At 65.9% G+C, this 16,294-nt stretch carries 15 protein-coding genes, 1 tRNA gene and 1 pseudogene; 5 read left to right on the top strand and 12 right to left on the bottom strand.

The features are described 5' to 3' along the window. Window positions 1-151: 151 nt before the first annotated feature. A complete protein-coding gene (locus ACYVF5_RS04905; protein ID WP_460943924.1) occupies window positions 152-727 on the bottom strand; it encodes a TetR/AcrR family transcriptional regulator in 576 nt (191 codons plus the stop codon). A 231-nt stretch (window positions 728-958) separates the two neighbouring features. Here ACYVF5_RS04905 and ACYVF5_RS04900 point away from each other — a divergent pair, with 231 nt between their 5' ends. Beyond that, window positions 959-1,984, top strand: coding sequence for an FAD-dependent monooxygenase (locus tag ACYVF5_RS04900; RefSeq protein ID WP_460943922.1), 1,026 nt, complete (start codon window positions 959-961; stop codon window positions 1,982-1,984). Window positions 1,985-2,206: 222 nt separating this feature from the next. Here the strand turns inward: ACYVF5_RS04900 and ACYVF5_RS04895 are convergent, their stop codons facing one another. From ACYVF5_RS04895 to galU, 6 genes are all read right to left on the bottom strand, one after another. After that, the gene (locus ACYVF5_RS04895; RefSeq protein ID WP_460943920.1) at window positions 2,207-3,739 is read right to left on the bottom strand and encodes an FAD-dependent monooxygenase; all 1,533 of its coding nucleotides are present in this window, start codon (window positions 3,737-3,739) and stop codon (window positions 2,207-2,209) included. Further along, the gene (locus tag ACYVF5_RS04890) at window positions 3,736-4,329 is read right to left on the bottom strand and encodes a MarR family winged helix-turn-helix transcriptional regulator (RefSeq protein WP_460943918.1); all 594 of its coding nucleotides are present in this window, start codon (window positions 4,327-4,329) and stop codon (window positions 3,736-3,738) included. The genes ACYVF5_RS04895 and ACYVF5_RS04890 overlap by 4 nt, the downstream gene beginning before the upstream one ends. A gap of 103 nt (window positions 4,330-4,432) precedes the next feature. After that, window positions 4,433-4,505, bottom strand: a tRNA-Ala gene (locus tag ACYVF5_RS04885). Between the two features lie 203 nt (window positions 4,506-4,708). Beyond that, window positions 4,709-5,734, bottom strand: a complete 1,026-nt coding sequence (locus ACYVF5_RS04880; RefSeq protein ID WP_460943916.1) for a hypothetical protein — start codon at window positions 5,732-5,734, stop codon at window positions 4,709-4,711. A gap of 88 nt (window positions 5,735-5,822) precedes the next feature. Beyond that, window positions 5,823-6,518 (bottom strand): GNAT family N-acetyltransferase, encoded by a 696-nt coding sequence (locus ACYVF5_RS04875; RefSeq protein WP_460943914.1) that lies wholly within the window; start codon window positions 6,516-6,518, stop codon window positions 5,823-5,825. An 11-nt stretch (window positions 6,519-6,529) separates the two neighbouring features. Next, window positions 6,530-7,447 (bottom strand): UTP--glucose-1-phosphate uridylyltransferase GalU, encoded by a 918-nt coding sequence (galU, locus tag ACYVF5_RS04870; protein WP_460943912.1) that lies wholly within the window; start codon window positions 7,445-7,447, stop codon window positions 6,530-6,532. Window positions 7,448-7,548: 101 nt separating this feature from the next. Between galU and ACYVF5_RS04865 the strand changes: the two genes are divergently transcribed. Next, a complete protein-coding gene (locus ACYVF5_RS04865) occupies window positions 7,549-8,139 on the top strand; it encodes a 5-formyltetrahydrofolate cyclo-ligase (RefSeq protein ID WP_460943910.1) in 591 nt (196 codons plus the stop codon). A 28-nt stretch (window positions 8,140-8,167) separates the two neighbouring features. Then, a pseudogene (locus tag ACYVF5_RS04860) lies at window positions 8,168-8,308 on the top strand (FmdB family zinc ribbon protein); the annotation flags it as partial. A 35-nt stretch (window positions 8,309-8,343) separates the two neighbouring features. Here the strand turns inward: ACYVF5_RS04860 and ACYVF5_RS04855 are convergent. Then, window positions 8,344-8,466: a hypothetical protein gene (locus ACYVF5_RS04855; RefSeq protein WP_460945335.1), complete on the bottom strand. Its 123-nt coding sequence runs from the start codon at window positions 8,464-8,466 to the stop codon at window positions 8,344-8,346. Window positions 8,467-8,481: 15 nt separating this feature from the next. Between ACYVF5_RS04855 and mscL the strand changes: the two genes are divergently transcribed. Continuing rightward, window positions 8,482-8,943: a large conductance mechanosensitive channel protein MscL gene (gene mscL, locus ACYVF5_RS04850; RefSeq protein WP_460943908.1), complete on the top strand. Its 462-nt coding sequence runs from the start codon at window positions 8,482-8,484 to the stop codon at window positions 8,941-8,943. Between the two features lie 162 nt (window positions 8,944-9,105). On the opposite strand, the gene ACYVF5_RS04845 is transcribed toward mscL, so the two are convergent. The 3 genes from ACYVF5_RS04845 to ACYVF5_RS04835 all read right to left on the bottom strand — a co-directional run bounded on the left by ACYVF5_RS04845 (window position 9,106) and on the right by ACYVF5_RS04835 (window position 14,443). Next, window positions 9,106-9,321, bottom strand: coding sequence for a hypothetical protein (locus ACYVF5_RS04845; protein WP_460943906.1), 216 nt, complete (start codon window positions 9,319-9,321; stop codon window positions 9,106-9,108). Window positions 9,322-9,325: 4 nt separating this feature from the next. Further along, a complete protein-coding gene (locus ACYVF5_RS04840; protein WP_460943904.1) occupies window positions 9,326-13,210 on the bottom strand; it encodes an AAA family ATPase in 3,885 nt (1,294 codons plus the stop codon). Between the two features lie 81 nt (window positions 13,211-13,291). Continuing rightward, window positions 13,292-14,443: an AI-2E family transporter gene (locus ACYVF5_RS04835; protein ID WP_460943902.1), complete on the bottom strand. Its 1,152-nt coding sequence runs from the start codon at window positions 14,441-14,443 to the stop codon at window positions 13,292-13,294. A gap of 98 nt (window positions 14,444-14,541) precedes the next feature. Between ACYVF5_RS04835 and ACYVF5_RS04830 the strand changes: the two genes are divergently transcribed. Next, window positions 14,542-15,660 carry an FUSC family protein gene (locus tag ACYVF5_RS04830; protein WP_460943900.1) on the top strand — a complete coding sequence of 373 codons (1,119 nt, stop codon included), beginning with the start codon at window positions 14,542-14,544 and terminating at the stop codon, window positions 15,658-15,660. 128 nt (window positions 15,661-15,788) lie between these two features. On the opposite strand, the gene ACYVF5_RS04825 is transcribed toward ACYVF5_RS04830, so the two are convergent. Continuing rightward, complete coding sequence (locus ACYVF5_RS04825; RefSeq protein WP_460943898.1) at window positions 15,789-16,289, bottom strand: SRPBCC family protein; 501 nt, start codon at window positions 16,287-16,289, stop codon at window positions 15,789-15,791. Window positions 16,290-16,294: the final 5 nt, after the last annotated feature.

Below are 16,294 nucleotides of genomic sequence, written 5' to 3'. Positions count from 1 at the left end.
GAGTTCTGCTCAGGTTGACCTCGTCGGCCCCCGCACAGGCGAATGAGCGAGCGCCCCGACGTCACCGGACCTGCGGCCCCAGGAATCCAACAGGCGGGAGAAGATTCGACCCTGGTCGCTCTGAGGCAACCGATCGTGCACGTTCAGCGCACTACGACATAACGAGCGGGAGGAAGACCGTGTCGACGATCTCGATGATGTCGTCGTCGGTGGGTGGTTCTGACGTCATAAGGAGTTCGAGGCGCAGCAAGTCGATGGGGAGACGGATGATCCGCCGGGTGGGTTTGTCGGGGCCGATCTCCCCACGCTCGACGGCTCGGTCGACGATGGGGACCATAACGCTCTCTTGTCCGGCGGCAACGGTGTCGCGGAGGGTGGCGAGGCTGTTCCCGGTCTCCCGGTAGAACTCCCCGAGACTCGCGATCATGTGAGTTGCGATGCCGACGCGACGTTGACTGGCCTGTCGGAGCAGCTCGATCGTGTCACCGCGCAGGCTCCCCGTGTCGGGAACGGTGATCGGGTCCTTCGCGAGGACGCGCTCGATCGCGGCCTGCGCGAGTTCCGGCTTGCCCGGCCAGCGCCGGTAGAGCACCGCCTTGCTGGTCCCGGCACGGGCGGCGACGGCGTCGACGGTGAAGTCTGCGTAGCCGTGCTGGGTGATCTCTGCCCAGGCGGCATCCAAAACAGCAGCCTCCAGGGTGGCTCCGCGGCGGCGGCGTTTGGTCACCTCGGTATCCATAGGAAACCTCCAGTTCCTTAAAGGTTGCATCGTGCACCCGGCGGCAGTTAGGGTACCAGTAGGAAATTAGAGTACCAGCAGTTTCTTATTGAACCCGTCACCAGACGATCCTGATCCCTCTTCGATGAAAGGGCACCTATGCGCATCCTCGTCTCCGGAGCCGGCATGGCCGGCCTCGCCGCCTGAATAACCCTCGGCGCCGAGGGCCACGACGTCACCGTGATAGAACGCGCTGACCACCTTCGGACCAACGGCTCTCCGATCGACATCCGAGGCGATGCCATCGAGATCGCCCGGAGGATGGGCATCCTCAAGGCGGTGGAGAACCGACGGGTCTCGATGACCGAGCTGACCCAGTTCGTCGACAGCGACGGCACCGTCCTCGCCGAGCTTCCCGGCGCAGAGGTCAGTGACTCCGACGAGGACATCGAGATTCCCCGCGAGGATCTCGCGCACGTGCTGCGAGAGGGCCTGCGCCCTCCGACGTCGTTGATCTTCGACGAGTCGATCACCAGGCTGCACGACGACGGCCACGGCGTCGACGTCGACTTCGTCTCGGGAAGGAGCGATCGATTCGACCTCGTCGTCGGGGCGGACGGGATGCACTCCCTTACCCGCAGGCTCGTGTTCGGGCCCGAGAAGGACTATCTCAGGCACCTCGGCTTCTACATCGCTCTCACCGAGCTGCCCGCCGAGGCAAGCACAGAGCGGAAAGGCCACTTTCTGAACTGGCCAGGCCACCTGATCGGCATCACCCGCTACAACGACACCGCTCTCGGAGTGATGAACTTCCGCTCTCCGTGGATCGAGTACGACTACCGCAACCTCGAGGCGCAGAAGCAGATCCTCCTCGAGGCATTCCGCGGCCACGACGAGTGGCGTGTCCGCGACATTCTCGACGCGGTCCGCGACGACCCCGAGCTGTACTTCGACTCCGTCAGCCAGATCCACATGCCCACCTGGCACAAGGGTCGCGTCGTCCTCGTCGGAGACGCCGCGCACTGCGCCTCCGGCCTCTCCGGCCGCGGCGCGTCGCTGGCCATCCTCGGCACCTGGTTTCTCGCCCAGTCATTGGGCGACCACCCCGGTGACCTGGACGCCGCCTTCGAGGAGTACGAAGGCAACCTGCGCCCATACGTCACCCTTGCACAGAACAGCGCCGGTCCCGGCGGCGACCTCATCGTCCCCGCCACCTCGGAAGCCCTCGACGCACGAAACGAACGCCTCCGAGGGATGACACGATGAGTGCGAGAGCCTTCGGCATCAATCGAGCTCACTGCGTCGTTCGATGAGAACCGTCTCGCGCCACTGCCCGGCTCGGGGCCCGGGCTCGGGGCCCGTAGCCCATCCGCCCGATCCGCTCGCGCCTGCCGACCGTTCCGATCGCGCCTGCCTGCCGTTCGGACGAGAGAGTGATGACGGGGCAGCGTTGAAGCGTGTGGGTTACAACCGGGGTTATGTCATCCCCTATCCATCGTGAACCGCATCGATGACCGAGGGCGGCTCGCCTGCCGGAACCTGTGCGGCGACGACACCGTCGGGTCGAACGAGGAGCCCTGAGCGACCTGGCGCAGCGTATGTCGCGCGCCAACGCTCTCTGTGCCGCGAGTCAACGGCGTCTTCAGACACCGGTATGGTCCGCACAGGGGCCGCCGTCAGGTCGGTGTGCACGGGAGGGAGGCCGTTGGCCCCGGGCCCGATGAGCGTGAAACGGGTAGGGTCCACCAGGTCGAGTGTGCTTCGCCCGTCTGCCAGGAGCACGTGCGGCGCCCGGGTTCCGGGGCCGCCGCTGGGCTCGGCGGGGTCCTCCACCAGGTCATGAGGCGACGCGCCGCCCCCGAGAGGATACCGGAATCCCAGGACAAGCCGCTGGGCGTCGATCTCGTCCGCGGGCGGTGCCTGGCCCGGCTTCTTTCTCGAGCGAAGCAGCGCTTGCGCGACGGTCAGCTCGATCAGGGGAAGCCGCTCCCGCTCATAGCCGTCGAGGATGTTCTCGGGTGCGGCCCCCCGGCACCGCGCCGTGATCCTCCAGGCGAGGTTATGGGCATCCTGCACACCGGTGTTCCCGCCGAAGCCGCCGTATGGCGGCATGATGTGGGCGGCATCCCCGACCAGGAAGACCGGCCCAGACCGCAGCCGGTCCGCGACGTATGCGCCGGTGCTCCAGGTCGCGACATCCTCGATCACCGGGTTCAGGTCGGCCAGCCCCGTCGCCTCGCGGATCACATCGACCAGCTTGAGCTTCAGGCCCTCATCGTCCAGGTCCGCCCATCCCGGGCGCAGATAGGTTCCGACCTGCCACCCGCGGTCCTCCCGATTGCCACGGGCGAAGAGGAACGCACCAGCCGTTCTGCACATGACCGCGTTGATCTCGCGCCCCCGCAGCGCCGGGTCGAGATCGGCGCGGAACACCGCGCTGACAGACTCGCCCTCCACCGGCTCGCCGTGAAGCCGGATCCCCAGCTGTTCCCGCACGCCGCTCCGGCTGCCGTCAGCGGCGACGAGGTACCGCGCCCGAACCTCACTCGTCTCGCCCGATGCGTCCAGTTCGACCACCACGCCCTCGTCGTCGACGTGCTGCAACGCGGCGCTCACGCCGAATCGCACGGTTGCCCCGAGCGCGATGGCGCGACGCAACAGGATCGGCTCCAACCGATGCTGATCGCAGGAATAGGGCATGGTGGGGCTCAGCCCCACCGCGGCCACCTCGTCCTCCGGAGGCGCGATCCACGTCTCGAGGTCTCCGGCGAGCGTGTCGACGACACTGAAGCCGCTGTTCGCCTCCCCGGCTGCGCGAACCTCTTCCTCGATTCCGAGAGACCTGTATAACTCCATCGAGCGCACGGTCACCAGACGGGCTTTCGGATGCGTCGAGGTCGAGCGGTGCCGCTCGAGCGTCACAACACGCAATCCCTGCTGCGACAGGAATGCCGTCGCGGCAAGTCCAACCAAACCGGCCCCGATGACGACGACGTCGTATCGCTCCTCGTGTGCCCTCATCGCCGACCCCTCCACGGATTGGGCGTCGCGGCACGCGACGATTGAGACACGTCTGCCGCAAGAGAAGACACGAGCCGCCCGAGTTGATCCGCGAACGATTCGACCTCTGACGGATCCCAGTCGGCCAGATGCCGCGCGAACCGCGCGATCAGCTCCTCTTGGAACTCGCGCCGCGTCTTATGCCCTTCCGGCGTCAGCTCGATCACATACGAGCGGCCGTCAGAGGCATCCCCCACCCGGCGCACCAAGCCCTTCTCCTCCAGCTGCGCGACAGCACGGGTCACGGACTGCGCCGGCACATCCAGCTCCGCCGCCACCTCACTCGGCCGCACGGGCGACTGTGCCGCGAGGTTCAGCACCCCCAGCGGCACCGGCCCGAGCGGCGACGTGGCCGCTCCCCTGCGCTGCAGCTGGGCCACACGATGCAAATCATGGATGATCTTCCACACCACACTAGTTACTTCCATGAAGTAACTATATATCGAGGTCACCCCCACCTCGGTGAACCAGTGGTCGATCTTCTCCGGGGCGTGCTCGAGCCTCTCAGAGGTGACCTTGTGGCCGCCGTGCATCCTCAGACGCCGAAGCACAACACCACATCGACCCCACCCACAGCTCCGGCCAAAACGAAAACGGCTGGACCCGACAAATCGCGGGTTCAGCCGTTCACAATGTCCTGAGACATCACAAGGGTGGACCTAGGGGGATTCGAACCCCCGACCTCTTCATTGCGAACGAAGCGCGCTACCAACTGCGCCATAGGCCCAAGTGCTCAGCTAGATTATCACGACAGATGCCCGGCTTCGTTCCAGCTCGGTCGCTCAGCCCGCGACACGACAATCGATCACGTATGGGGTCTGCCCGAGTGTTCGGCCGTCGCTTAAGCATGTTTTGGCGCGCCAAAACATGCTTAAGCGACGGATCAACGTGGCACAGACCACGTGTGCCGGCAGACTGACGGGCGCACCGTCAGCTGGCCAGACGCCGCCGCCGCATGAGGTCGGAGACATTCGTCGTCCGGGCGATCTCTGACTCGTCGACGATACCCATCCCGGCGAACCGGCTCGGAGCCTCGGCAACGGGAACCATCGGCTCGACGGATGCCGTCGCAGGCTCCTCGACCGACGGCCGGGGAGCGATCGTGGGCACCGGCGGTGCGAGCTCGGCGGCGCGTTGCGCCATGACCTGGGCCAGCGCTGCACGACGCAACTCGGCGTGCGCGTCTGCCTGAGCCATGGCATCCGCTGCAGCCGAACCCTGCGACTGATACAGCGGGCGCGGCAGCGGAGTGGGAGTCCATCTCATTGCCGGCTGCTCCGCTTCGTCGAACGCGACAGGCTCAAAGGCCTGCTGCACAGGAGCTGCGACGGGTGTGACGCTCGCGACAGGCGTACGCGTGCCGATGCGTGCCATACGGGTGAGAAGGGCGACACACGCCACCGAGGTGATCGCCGAAGCGGAGAAGAGAACGGCGGCTCCGGTCGACGCCCACACCGAGGCGCCGACGACTGCGAGCACAAATGACACGACCATCACGCACGTGGTCGACAACCGGGCACGACGTCGGGAGCGGGCAACTGATGAAACCACCGACTGCTTCGAAACAGTCGTGGCGGTCCTGGCGGCGGGGGCCGGCGACGCAGTGACAGCCGGACGGCCGCTCTTCTCGACGGTGGGCACCGGCTCGACGACGACCGTCGGCCGCGCGGTGGCCTCTGCCAGGGCATCCGCTCGCACCCGCTTCAACTGTGCGGCACGCAGCTCTCGCAGCACACGCTGCTTCTCGGCGACCTCGCGCGCTGTCAGCTCGAGACGGACCTCGTCGGGAATCTCCGACGTTTCGGCAAGGATGCGCATGGTCTGCTGCAGGCGAACCGCGTTTCGCTCCGTCGCGAGGTACTCGCTGCGGCGAAACCAGGTGGGCACCAGATAGACCAGCCAGAGGGCAGCGGCGAGCACGAAGATGATCCCCCCGCTGAGCAGTCCACCCGTCATGGTGTCAGCGTACGAGAGCGCGCGCGATCCGAGGGTGATTCGGCCGGTGTGTCACTCAAGGTCGATAGTGCTGTCAGCGCTGCTCCCGTCACCAGGCACCGTTTGCCCGCGACCCCGGCGCAACCGTTGGTGGCAGCAGCGGCACCCGCGCCGCGCGACGATCGGACTCGGGAATCACACAGGCATCCGCGGGAACGCGTGCCTCACGCCAACGTCGCAGAACCCCGTGCGGCACTTCTTCTGCGACGAGAGCGAAGCAGAAGTGGTCCTTCCAGTCACCGTTGATGTGGATGAACCGCCGCCGAAGCCCTTCATATCGAAACCCGAGTTTCTCGACCACTCGAAGACTGGCCGTGTTCTCGGGTCGGATGCAGATCTCCATCCGGTGCACATTCAGATCGTTGAAGCAGTAGTCCGTCGCCAGGGCGACAGCTGTCGGTGTGATCCCGCGCCCGGCGAACCGTTCAGAGACCCAGTACCCGGCCGTCGCCGACGAGAGCGACCCGTAGGTGATGCCAGACACGTTCAATTGACCGGCGAGCTCGCCGCGATACTCCATCACAAACGGAAGCCCTGCCCCTTGCCGCGCATTCTGCTGGAGGGATCGGATGCTTCCCCTCAGGTCGAATGATCGCGCCATGTTCGGGCTCGTCGCCTCCCATTGCTGAAGCCACGATCGGTTCGCGAGCAGCTCGTGTTCCATCTGCTTCGCGTCTTTCAGGCGCACCGGGCGAAGAGTGATGTCGCCGTCGGCCAGCACGGGGATGTTCGGTGGCACAGCCACTCTCCTGCGGCTCAGCCCGCCGACTCGTCTGCAGAATCGTCGAGTGTTGCGACGTACTCCTTGAGCCAGGGTTTCAGATCGGCGCCGAGGTCGGCACGATCGACCGCGAGCTGGATGATCGCCTTGATGTAATCGAGCCGGTCACCGGTGTCGTAGCGTCGCCCACGGAAGATGACTCCATAGACGCCACCGGCGATCGACTGGTCGCCCGCGAGCACCTCGAGCGCGTCGGTGAGCTGGATCTCGCCGCCCTTGCCCGGCTCCGTCGTCTCGAGGATGCCGAAGACCTCGGGGCGGAGCACGTACCGCCCGATGATGGCGAGATTCGACGGTGCGTCCTCGGGGGCCGGCTTCTCGACAAGGCCCAACACTCGCACAACATCGGGGTCGTCGGTCGCCTCGACGGTCGCTGCCCCGTACATCGAGATGTTCTCGGGTTCGACCTCCATCAGCGCGACGATTGTCGCGTTCCTCGACTCCTGCTCCTCGATCATCCGGGTGAGCAGCGGGTCGCGAGCGTCGATCAGGTCGTCGCCGAGCAGCACGGCGAAAGGCTCGTCGCCGATGTGGCGCCGGGCACGTAGCACCGCGTGACCCAGCCCCTTCGGGTCACCCTGCCGCAGAAAATGGATGTCGGCGAGATCGCTTGATTCGTTCACCCGCTCCAGGCGCTGCTTGTCGCCCTTCTTCGCCAGGTTCAGCTCGAGCTCTGTGACCCGGTCGAAGTGGTTCGCCAACGCGTTCTTGTTGCGGCCGATGATCATCAGCACATCGTTGAGTCCCGCCGTCACCGCCTCTTCAACCACGTACTGGATGGCGGGCTTGTCGACGACGGGCAGCATCTCTTTCGGAAGGGCCTTCGTCGCGGGCAGGAACCGGGTGCCGAGCCCGGCGGCGGGAATCACGGCTTTCTTCACTGGTCGTGGCATGCCTCATACAATACCGGCCCGGCACGACCAGCCCACCGACTGAAGCCGTTCCCCGGCCACCGCCGGGCCGTCGACACTGACGTTCCTCATAGAATGAGTCCATGGCAACCGACGAGGACCATCAGAAACGTGCGCTCAGGGCCGAATTGCGCGAGCGCCGCCAGAACCTGACGGCGACCGAGAGAGAAAGGGCCTCCGTCGGTTTCACGGACAACCTCATCGCTTTGGTCACGACGTTCGACGCCCGCAGCATCTCGTGCTACCTCTCGGCGCCGAACGAACCGGACACCCGCCCGTTCATCTCGTGGGCGATGTCGAACGACGTGCGGATCCTGTTCCCCGTCAGCCGTGAAGACGGCCTGCTCGATTGGACAGTCGGCGAAGAGGGCACAGAGGTCGAGGGCCTGTACGGCATGCCGGAGCCGCGGGGTGAGCTGCTCGGCCCGATCGCCGTCAACGACGTCGACCTGATCATCGTCCCGGCCGCTGCCGTCGGCGCAGACGGCATGCGACTGGGGTGGGGGCGCGGATATTTCGACAAGACGCTGGGCTCCATGGAGCGGCGCCCGCCGGTCTACGCGGTCGTCTTCGACACCGAGATCGTCGATGACGTGCCTCGCGACGTGCACGACCAGCCCGTCGACGGCGCGGTCACACAGCTGCGCATCTTAGACTTCTCCCGTCGCGTATAGCGCGCCACCGACATTTCACGAGGACCACATGCCCACATACTCTTATCGCTGCACGGTGTGCGGCGACGCATTCGACGTGCACCAGGCGTTCACAGACTCGTCTCTCACGCAGTGCCCGAGCTGCGACGGCCCCCTTCGCAAGCTCTTCAGCGCCGTCGGCATCACGTTCAACGGATCGGGTTTCTACCGCACTGATTCACGGGCTCAGCAGTCCGCATCGTCACCCTCGTCTTCGTCGTCACCTGCCGCGTCGGAGGCGAAGTCGCCCCCTGCCGCCCAGCCCGCAGCAGCGGCATCCGCAAGCAACAACGGGTCAGGCTCGGCCACGAGTTAGGGATCGATATGCTCACCGGGTTCAAGAACTTCATCATGCGGGGCAACGTCATCGACCTCGCGGTTGCCGTTGTCATCGGCAGCGCATTCACGCTCATCGTCACCGCGCTTGTCGAGGCCGTCATCAACCCGCTGATCGGCGCCGTGTTCAATGCGAACAGCCTGAACGACGCTCTCAACCTGCCCCTCCCCACGCTTGATCCCGAGAACCATGCCGTGATCAAGTTCGGTGTCGTCGTCGGCGCTGCCATCAACTTTCTTATCGTCGCCGCCGTCGTCTATTTCGTCTTCGTGCTGCCCGTCAACAAGCTGCGAGAACGCGCTGAAGCACGTCGCAACGCGGGTGTCGTCGAAGAGTCTGAGCCGACCACTGAGCTCGACCTGCTCACCGAGATCCGCGACCTGCTCGCCCAGAACACCCAGAACGCCCAGAACACCCAGAACACCCAGAACGCCCAGCGCGAGAAGTAGCCGCGTCACGCGCTACACCCTTTGTGACGCGCGGGCCTATTTCGGATGGCGCTTCACAAAAGGTGTAGCGCGTGACGGCCTCGTTCGTGTGCACGGGGCGATCGGCTGGCCTGCGGGGCGAAGCCTCGCACTGCTGGCGCCCGTGCGGGAGGAGGGGCGCTCCTACCCCCAGTGCGGCGGCACATCGCGCCGCAGCTGCTCCTCGTTGCCGGTCGTCGCGGGCCTGTCACCCCAGGCGATTTCCGTGTCTTCATCGGCGCGCGTCGGCACGGCGGACTGAGGCGACACGTCCGTTCCTTCGACAGCGGGCAGCACGGCACGGCGTGCCCCTGCGACGCGTCGCACGCGAGGTCGCTCCGAGGGCGGATCGTCTGTCACACGGCTAGTGTACGCGGGCGTCCCGAATCGAGATCGGCCCGGTTGCGATGCCGAGGTCTGCATCGGACTCGCCGGTGGCGTCACCGGATCCGGCTTCACGTTCGGCATCCGGAACCCCGAGCATCGACATCACCTTGCGGGCAACGCCCTGCGGGTCGCTGAACAGGTCGAAGCTGTGCACACGCAGGTAGTGCCATCCGAGGCGCCTCAGAACATCCGGTCTGAGCCGCAGTGACTCGCGCAGGGAATCGGCGCTCACCTCTGGGTCGGACTCGATGGCTATGGCTTTTCCGTCCCACGCGGCGACGAGGGCGAGCTTGCCGCGGTAACCGATCTCGACCGACAGCCCTCGACGATACAACCGCTCGGCCAGGTCGATGAGCATCGGCTCGGCACCCTCGGTGACCGGCGGCGCAGGAACGTGCTGGTCGGGCTGCTTGAGAATCTCTGCGAGGGCAGCGATCCCGTGTTGCATGCGGGTCGGATCGATGTCTTCCGGCCTGATGCACGAGACGATCACCATCGAGCGGCGAGCACGCGTCATGCCGACGGCGAGAAGGCGGTCGCCCCCGGGTTCGCCGAGGGAACCGAAGTTCGACAGCACACGACCGTGCGGAGTGACTCCATAGCCGAGCGAGAAGATCACGCGGTCGCGGCTTTCGGCGACGGACTGCTCCAACGTCAGCACCGTGAACGGCTCGGCGCGCTCTTTGAGAATGAAGTCAGACAGATCGCTGCGGCTGGCAAACGCCGACAAAACGGCCTGGTGCACCCTGATCGCATGTTTGGTGCTCGCAGTGATCACCATCAGCGACTCACGCGGGCGGTTCACAGCGTGCTCGAGAACGAGGTTCACAACACGGGCGACCTCGGGGTCGACGCTCTCGACACCGCCGGTCTCCGGGTCGGGCATGCCGTGGCCGTTCGAGACGTAGTCGAGTGTGAGGCTTCCGTGCCCGAGGAACGATCCCGCCCACGGCAGCGAGTCGATCTCACCACCGTAGTAGCGCTGGTTCACGAGCTCGGCGAGGTCTTCTCCCCCGGCGCGATAGCTGCGGGTCAGGGTGAGCGTGGGCAGCAGTTCAGAGAGACGGGCGAGTGCGGAATCCGCATGCAGAGCATCGACATCGACATCCGTCGAGACGTCTGCCACTGTGCCGACAGCCACGGTGAACGGGGTCGGGCTCTGCGTCACCGGGTCGCCGACCGCCACGACCTGCCTGGCCCGGCGAATCGCTCCCGCGGCCTCTGCGAGCGTCGTCGCACCGGCATCCACAACGAACACCGCGTCGAAGCGCACGGACTCGGGTATCTGGGCGACGTCGTACGGCGAAGCCACCCACACGGGCGAGAGCACCTTGAGCAGATGCGGCGCCGACGTCTCGAGCTGGGTGGGGCTGACTGCTTCTGCCCGCAGCAGGCGCCGCATGGCGCTCGCCTCGTCCGGCCAGTCCACGAGACCGATCTTCCAGTTCTCGGCGAGCAGCGAGGCGAGCAGGGCACCGGATGCCGAGGCGTGCGCTTCGTCGACCAGCCGGAAGTCCGCTTCGAGGCGGTCGATCACACCCGTGTTGGCGCCGAGCAGGGCTTTGTCCGTCGCGAGCATGTGCTCGAGCACCGACTGCCACCACGCGAGTTCGAGTTCGTCCGCGACACGTTCCTCTGGAACATGGCGCACGCTCAGATCGGTGATGAGTGGCCCGAGACCCTTCGCACGCAACTCGTTGATGAGGGTCGTGCGCTCCTGCAGGTTCTCCATGACCTCGGAATCGGCCGCGAGCCCCGACATCAGGCGGACGAGTTCTTTCACCGGACGCGAGACGAGCATTGCCGACTTGTCGGTGTGGCCGAGCGGCACATCCAGCCGGGTGAGGTCTTCGACGACCCGCTGGTAGGCCACCTGTACGTCGGCGATGCCGAGCGGAACCTCGGGCGTGACACCGGCGGCGACATAACGCTGCCAGAGCGTGCGCTGCTGCTGAATGCGGCGGAGTGCCGCGTTCATGTCGCCGATGTGCACTCCCGGCCTGACGTACTCACGTGCAAGCTTCTTGAGCCGGCGGCGGTTCGCCGCCGACATCGTCGGTGCGTCTCTGCGTGAACTCGTTGCAGCGATGAGCTCACCGAGCGACCGGTCGAACACGGCGGGCGTGAATTTGTCGAGGGTGTCCCTGACGTCGAGCAGCAGCCTGAGATAGATGCCCAGTTCATCGATCGATTCGAAGGCACGCATTCGCGTCTGCCCGATCAGTTCGTATCCGCGTTCAAGCAGCCTCGGAAGCTCACTGCGATGCAGCCTCTTCGCAAGATCGTGTGTCGCCTTGGCCTCGCGCGTTGTCGCGAACGTCGCCCCGTACCAGGGCGAGTCGTCCGGGCCGTACTGGAACTCGCCGAGCGCAGCGGCTGTGGCAAGTTTCTGAGCGACCTCTGTGCGGTCACCCGCGAGCTTCTCCAAAGAGACGATGTCGAGCCTGGCCTGCGTCGCGGGCGGGTTCGGCAGGTTGCCGAGGCGGGTGAGTTCGTTGAGCGCGTCGATGACGCTCACTCCGAGAGTCCTGTCGCGGCGCCCGAGCGATCCGCGGTAGTCGAGAAGCACCTTGCGCAACCGCACGAGGGCTTCGTCGACCTCGGCCACTTTCGGAGCGGTGGCGCGCTCGTTGCGGCTGATGGCCTGCACGAGGTCCCGGCGCATGGTTGCCGCACCCACGGCGATTCCGGGAACGCCGACCCGGGTGAAACGGTGACGGATGCCGTCGAGACTTGAGCGGCGCGCGCTCACGACGAGCACACGCTTGTGCTGCGAGACGAGCGAGCCGATGGCGTTGACGATGGTCTGGGTGCCGCCCGTGCCCGGCAGGGTCGTGACGACAACTGAATGACCGGCGGCGATCTGCGCGATCACGTTCTCTTGCTCGGTGTCCGCGTCGAGCAGCAGGGTGTCGGTTGTGGGCGTCCGTTCGTCTTGGCCGATGGCGTCCACCGGGGTGAACAGCCCCTCGACCAGGCGCCTCGCGCCCGGGTTGCCCGCGAGAGCGTCGAGCACCGGGTGATCCAGGTGGCGGGCGTCTCGCTGCATCGACGATCCGACGGCCGCGAACGACGACACCACAAGACGCGGCTGAACGCTGAACCACTCGAGATGATGGGTGAGGCCGCGAAGGCGGTCGATGACGGGTTGCGGTTTGAAGACGCCATTGGTCACGGCGAGCGCCTCGAACGCCTCTGCGTCGAGCGCTATGCCGAACTGCTCTGACAGCGCGCGCGCGAGTTCGGGATTGAGACGTGGAGCGCCCTTGAGCTTCAGCTCGAAGTCCCGGCCGTATCGCCTGATGGCCACGGGCCGGAGAAGCACGGGAGCGCAGTAGTCCTCTGAGGCATAACGCCACTGCGCGAGCCCGATCGCCAGGTGCACGGATTCGATGCCGCGCACTGTGCGCAGCTCGATGCCCTTCGTGGTGATCAGGTCAGCGGCTCCGCGCGCACTGCGCAGGGCGAGTTCGTCTCTGATCAGGTTCGAGAGCAGTGTCGAATGGCCTGTGATGAACTGCGGAAGCCCTCCGGGGTGAGTGGAGCTCAGCTCGATGCGAGTGCGGGGTTGGTCGACGAAGTGCAGCAGCGGGGAACGACCCCCGATGCCGCCCAGCTGTTCACGCCAGCGGTCGCGCTCGGTCTCTGCGATGTTGCCGACCGGATAGCTCGGGTCGCCCGTGCTGAGCGACGACGGCCGGGGTGACTCGGAACGGCCGTCTGAGCCGTCGCTGAGAGCGATCGGATTCGGGCGTGTCGACGGGTTCGCACGACTGCCCGTTCCGGGCTCACCGACGACCGCGACGTCACCGATCCCTGGCTCGAGATCGGCCGCCTCTTGTTTTCTGTCAAGCCGCCACACATCCACACCCTAAGCGCAGCAGACGGCAAAACCCGGTAGCGTCCACGGATTTTCGCGGAGTCGGCGCGCCGCGGCCGTGCCTCAGCGTGCATCCTGTCGCGGAACGACCACCTGTTTGACGATGATGAGGATGGATGCCGTCACCGGCACGGCGATCAGAGCGCCGAGAATGCCGAGCATGGTGCCGCCGGCCAGGGCACCGATCACCACAAGCGCGCCGGGCACCGACACCGCCTTGTTCATGATCCTCGGCGTCATCACGTAGGCCTCGATCTGCATATAGACGAGGTAGTAGATCAGGATGATGACGGCCGTCGTCGGTGAGTTGAAAAGCGCCACGACGGTGACGAGCACCGTGGCGAGCACACTTCCCACAAGCGGGACGATGGCGAGCGCGAAGACTGCGAGAGCCAGGGGCGCTGCGAACGGGACGCCGACGATCGTCATCACGATGAAGCCGAGAACCGCGTTGATCGCGGCGAGGATGATCATTCCGTTGACGTAGCCGCCGACCGAATCCATGATCTGGTCGGTGACGGTGAGAAAACCGGTTCTGCTCGACCGGGGAACCAGGGAGGCCGCCCCCTGCTTCATGCCGTCGAGCGATGCCAGAAAGTACAGCGTGAGGATCAGCACGGTCACCGTGCCGAGCACTCCGTTCGCGATCCCCTCCCCCACACGGAACACGCCGCCGGCGACCGCCAGCCAGTTGTTCGGATCGCTGACGAAGGCCTGCACGGCATCGAGCACCTTGTCGAGGTCGACGAAACCCGATAGCTGCGTGTTCAGATCGACGAACCAGCCCTCTGACTGCAGGTTCGCAACGTAGCCGGGCACCGCGTCGACCAGTTCGCTCCCCTGACGAACGAGTGTGGGGATCACCAGCACGATGGCGCCGGCTACGGCCGCAGCGAACACGGTGAAAACGATGGCGATGCCGACGGGACGCGCGATCCTGCGACGTTCGAGCCACGAGACAAGCGGGTCGAGTGCGAGTGCGACGAACAGGGCGGCAGTGATGTAGATGAGAATCGTCGAGATCGATCCGAGGGCATCCCCGAGGGCGAATGCGCCCAGCGCACCCAGCGCACCCACGAAGCCGATGACGAACGCACGCCTCACCGTGACGCTGACCTGCGGAGTCTTGCCCCGCCTGCCACGACGGGCGAGCGTGGTGCTCTCGCTGTAGCGCCCGAGCGTCCGGCGCCGAGCTCGGTCTGTGCGAAGACTCATGATCTGACAGTAGCGGTCTGGTCCGGCGCCGCGCTCGAGACCACACCACGGCGGCACCGGTGCTCGATATCCCGTGCCGCACAGCCCATTATGGGACCATGCAGCCGGACGATGAACGCTCGACGTTCTCTGCCCCCACTTCTGTGTGGAGAAGAATCGCAGACACGATCGCACCGGCGTTCAGACCGTGGCGGATGCTGCTCGCCGCCAAGTGCGCGCTGGCTGCGGCGATCGCGTGGTGGCTCGGCTCGCTCCTGCCCGGTCAGGTCGACCAGTACTCGTACTACGCGCCTTTCGGGGCGATCCTCAGCATGACCCCGACGCTTATGGGCTCTGTCCGATCGACCCTCCAGACGGTCACCGGACTCGCCCTCGGCATCCTGATCGCGTGGGCTGTTGTGTTCAGCCCGGTCCCCGGCCCGCTCATCGTGCCGCTCGCCGTCGGAATCGGGGTCATCCTCGGGGGCATCGGCATGCTGGGCACCGGCCGCGACTATGTGGCCGTTTCGGCGCTTTTCGTGCTCATCATCGGCGGGTCGGACGCCGAGGAGTACTCGCTCGGATACCTGGCGCAGATGGCCATCGGCATGGTCGTCGGCGTCGGCGTCAACTTCGCCGTCGTTCCCCCGCTCTATATTCGCGATGCCGCCGCCGAGGTCTCGCGGCTGCGCACCACCGCGGCGCGGGCGCTCGACGAGATGGCGGCCGCCCTTGCCGGTGACTGGCCGCCGGACCGAGCCGATTGGCAGCGACAGGAGGACGACCTCCGGCAGGCCACCGCCCGTGCGAGGAGCCTGCTCGACGAGGCAGCAGAGAGCCGTCGGATCAATCCGCGCTCCCGGCGTCAGCAGCATGATCTGAACGAGGACTACGACGACCTTGTCGCCCTGCGCAGTATCAGTGCCCACATCGACGATCTGAGCGACGTCTTGAGCAGCGCGATCTGGGGTGACCCGGTCGATGTCGAGATGCCGAGCAGCCTGCGCGTTCCGCTCAGCGACGCGATCCAAGGTGTCGCCGACACGTTGCACGCCTGGAGCCAGCGCACGCGTGAGGCAGAAGCACAGGCCAACGCCGAGGCTCGTGTCAGGGCGCTCATTGCCATGTTGAACGATGATCGCGCCCAGCCTGATGCCGGAACGAACCAAGCCCTCGGCACAGTGCTCTTCAGCCTGCGCCGCATCATCCACCAGATCGAGAGCCGACCCACGCGGTGAGCACCTGCGCACAGCTCAGGCTGCTTGTGGCCGGGATGCCTGTGGTCGCGCCCGAAGAGCGGATTCCCACGCTCCTGCAGGAGTTGTGAGCGCCGCGGTGCGGCCCAGCCGAGTTGTGCGGACGCCGCCTATCGAGCTGCCTGGCTCTCGGAGAGCAGCGCGTCGATCTGGCCCATCGCCTCCGTCATGCCTTCTTCCATGCCCATCTCGATCATCTGTTCAAGCTGCCCCTGGCTCTCGAACGTCGAGAGGACGGTCATGCGGGTTCCACCGCCGATGTCGTCGAGCGTCATCCGCATGTGCGTTGTGCCCATCGAGTCCATCGGATCGCCGTTGTCATCGGCGAAGCCGTCGTCGATCTCGAGGCGGCGCGGTGCCTCGATCGTGGTGAAGCGCCACCATCCTCTGGCCTTCTCACCGTCTGGACCCGTCATAAAGTACTGTGCGCGCCCACCCTCGACGAAGTCGTGCAGTTCGAAGGTGGCCGGCCAGGTCGGTGGGCCCCACCAGCGCTCCAGCTGCCGCGGATCCTCCCACACCTGCCACACTCGTTCGACGCCGGCGTCGAACTCGGCGACCATGGTCATCGTCAGGTTCTCGGGGTCCTTCTGAGTGCTCACTACCGTCATGGTTC

The organism is Okibacterium endophyticum (genome assembly GCF_054780075.1).
Note: the sequence above shows the minus strand (reverse complement) of the source record. Positions and strands in the feature narration are given on the sequence as shown.

Coding starts and splice junctions, on each gene's coding strand:
- ACYVF5_RS04895 (WP_460943920.1), bottom strand. CDS start 3,739: ATGAGGGCACACGAGGAGCGATACGACGTCGTCGTCATCGGGGCCGGT.
- ACYVF5_RS04880 (WP_460943916.1), bottom strand. CDS start 5,734: ATGACGGGTGGACTGCTCAGCGGGGGGATCATCTTCGTGCTCGCCGCT.
- galU (WP_460943912.1), bottom strand. CDS start 7,447: ATGCCACGACCAGTGAAGAAAGCCGTGATTCCCGCCGCCGGGCTCGGC.
- ACYVF5_RS04865 (WP_460943910.1), top strand. CDS start 7,549: ATGGCAACCGACGAGGACCATCAGAAACGTGCGCTCAGGGCCGAATTG.
- mscL (WP_460943908.1), top strand. CDS start 8,482: ATGCTCACCGGGTTCAAGAACTTCATCATGCGGGGCAACGTCATCGAC.
- ACYVF5_RS04835 (WP_460943902.1), bottom strand. CDS start 14,443: ATGAGTCTTCGCACAGACCGAGCTCGGCGCCGGACGCTCGGGCGCTAC.
- ACYVF5_RS04830 (WP_460943900.1), top strand. CDS start 14,542: ATGCAGCCGGACGATGAACGCTCGACGTTCTCTGCCCCCACTTCTGTG.
- ACYVF5_RS04825 (WP_460943898.1), bottom strand. CDS start 16,289: ATGACGGTAGTGAGCACTCAGAAGGACCCCGAGAACCTGACGATGACC.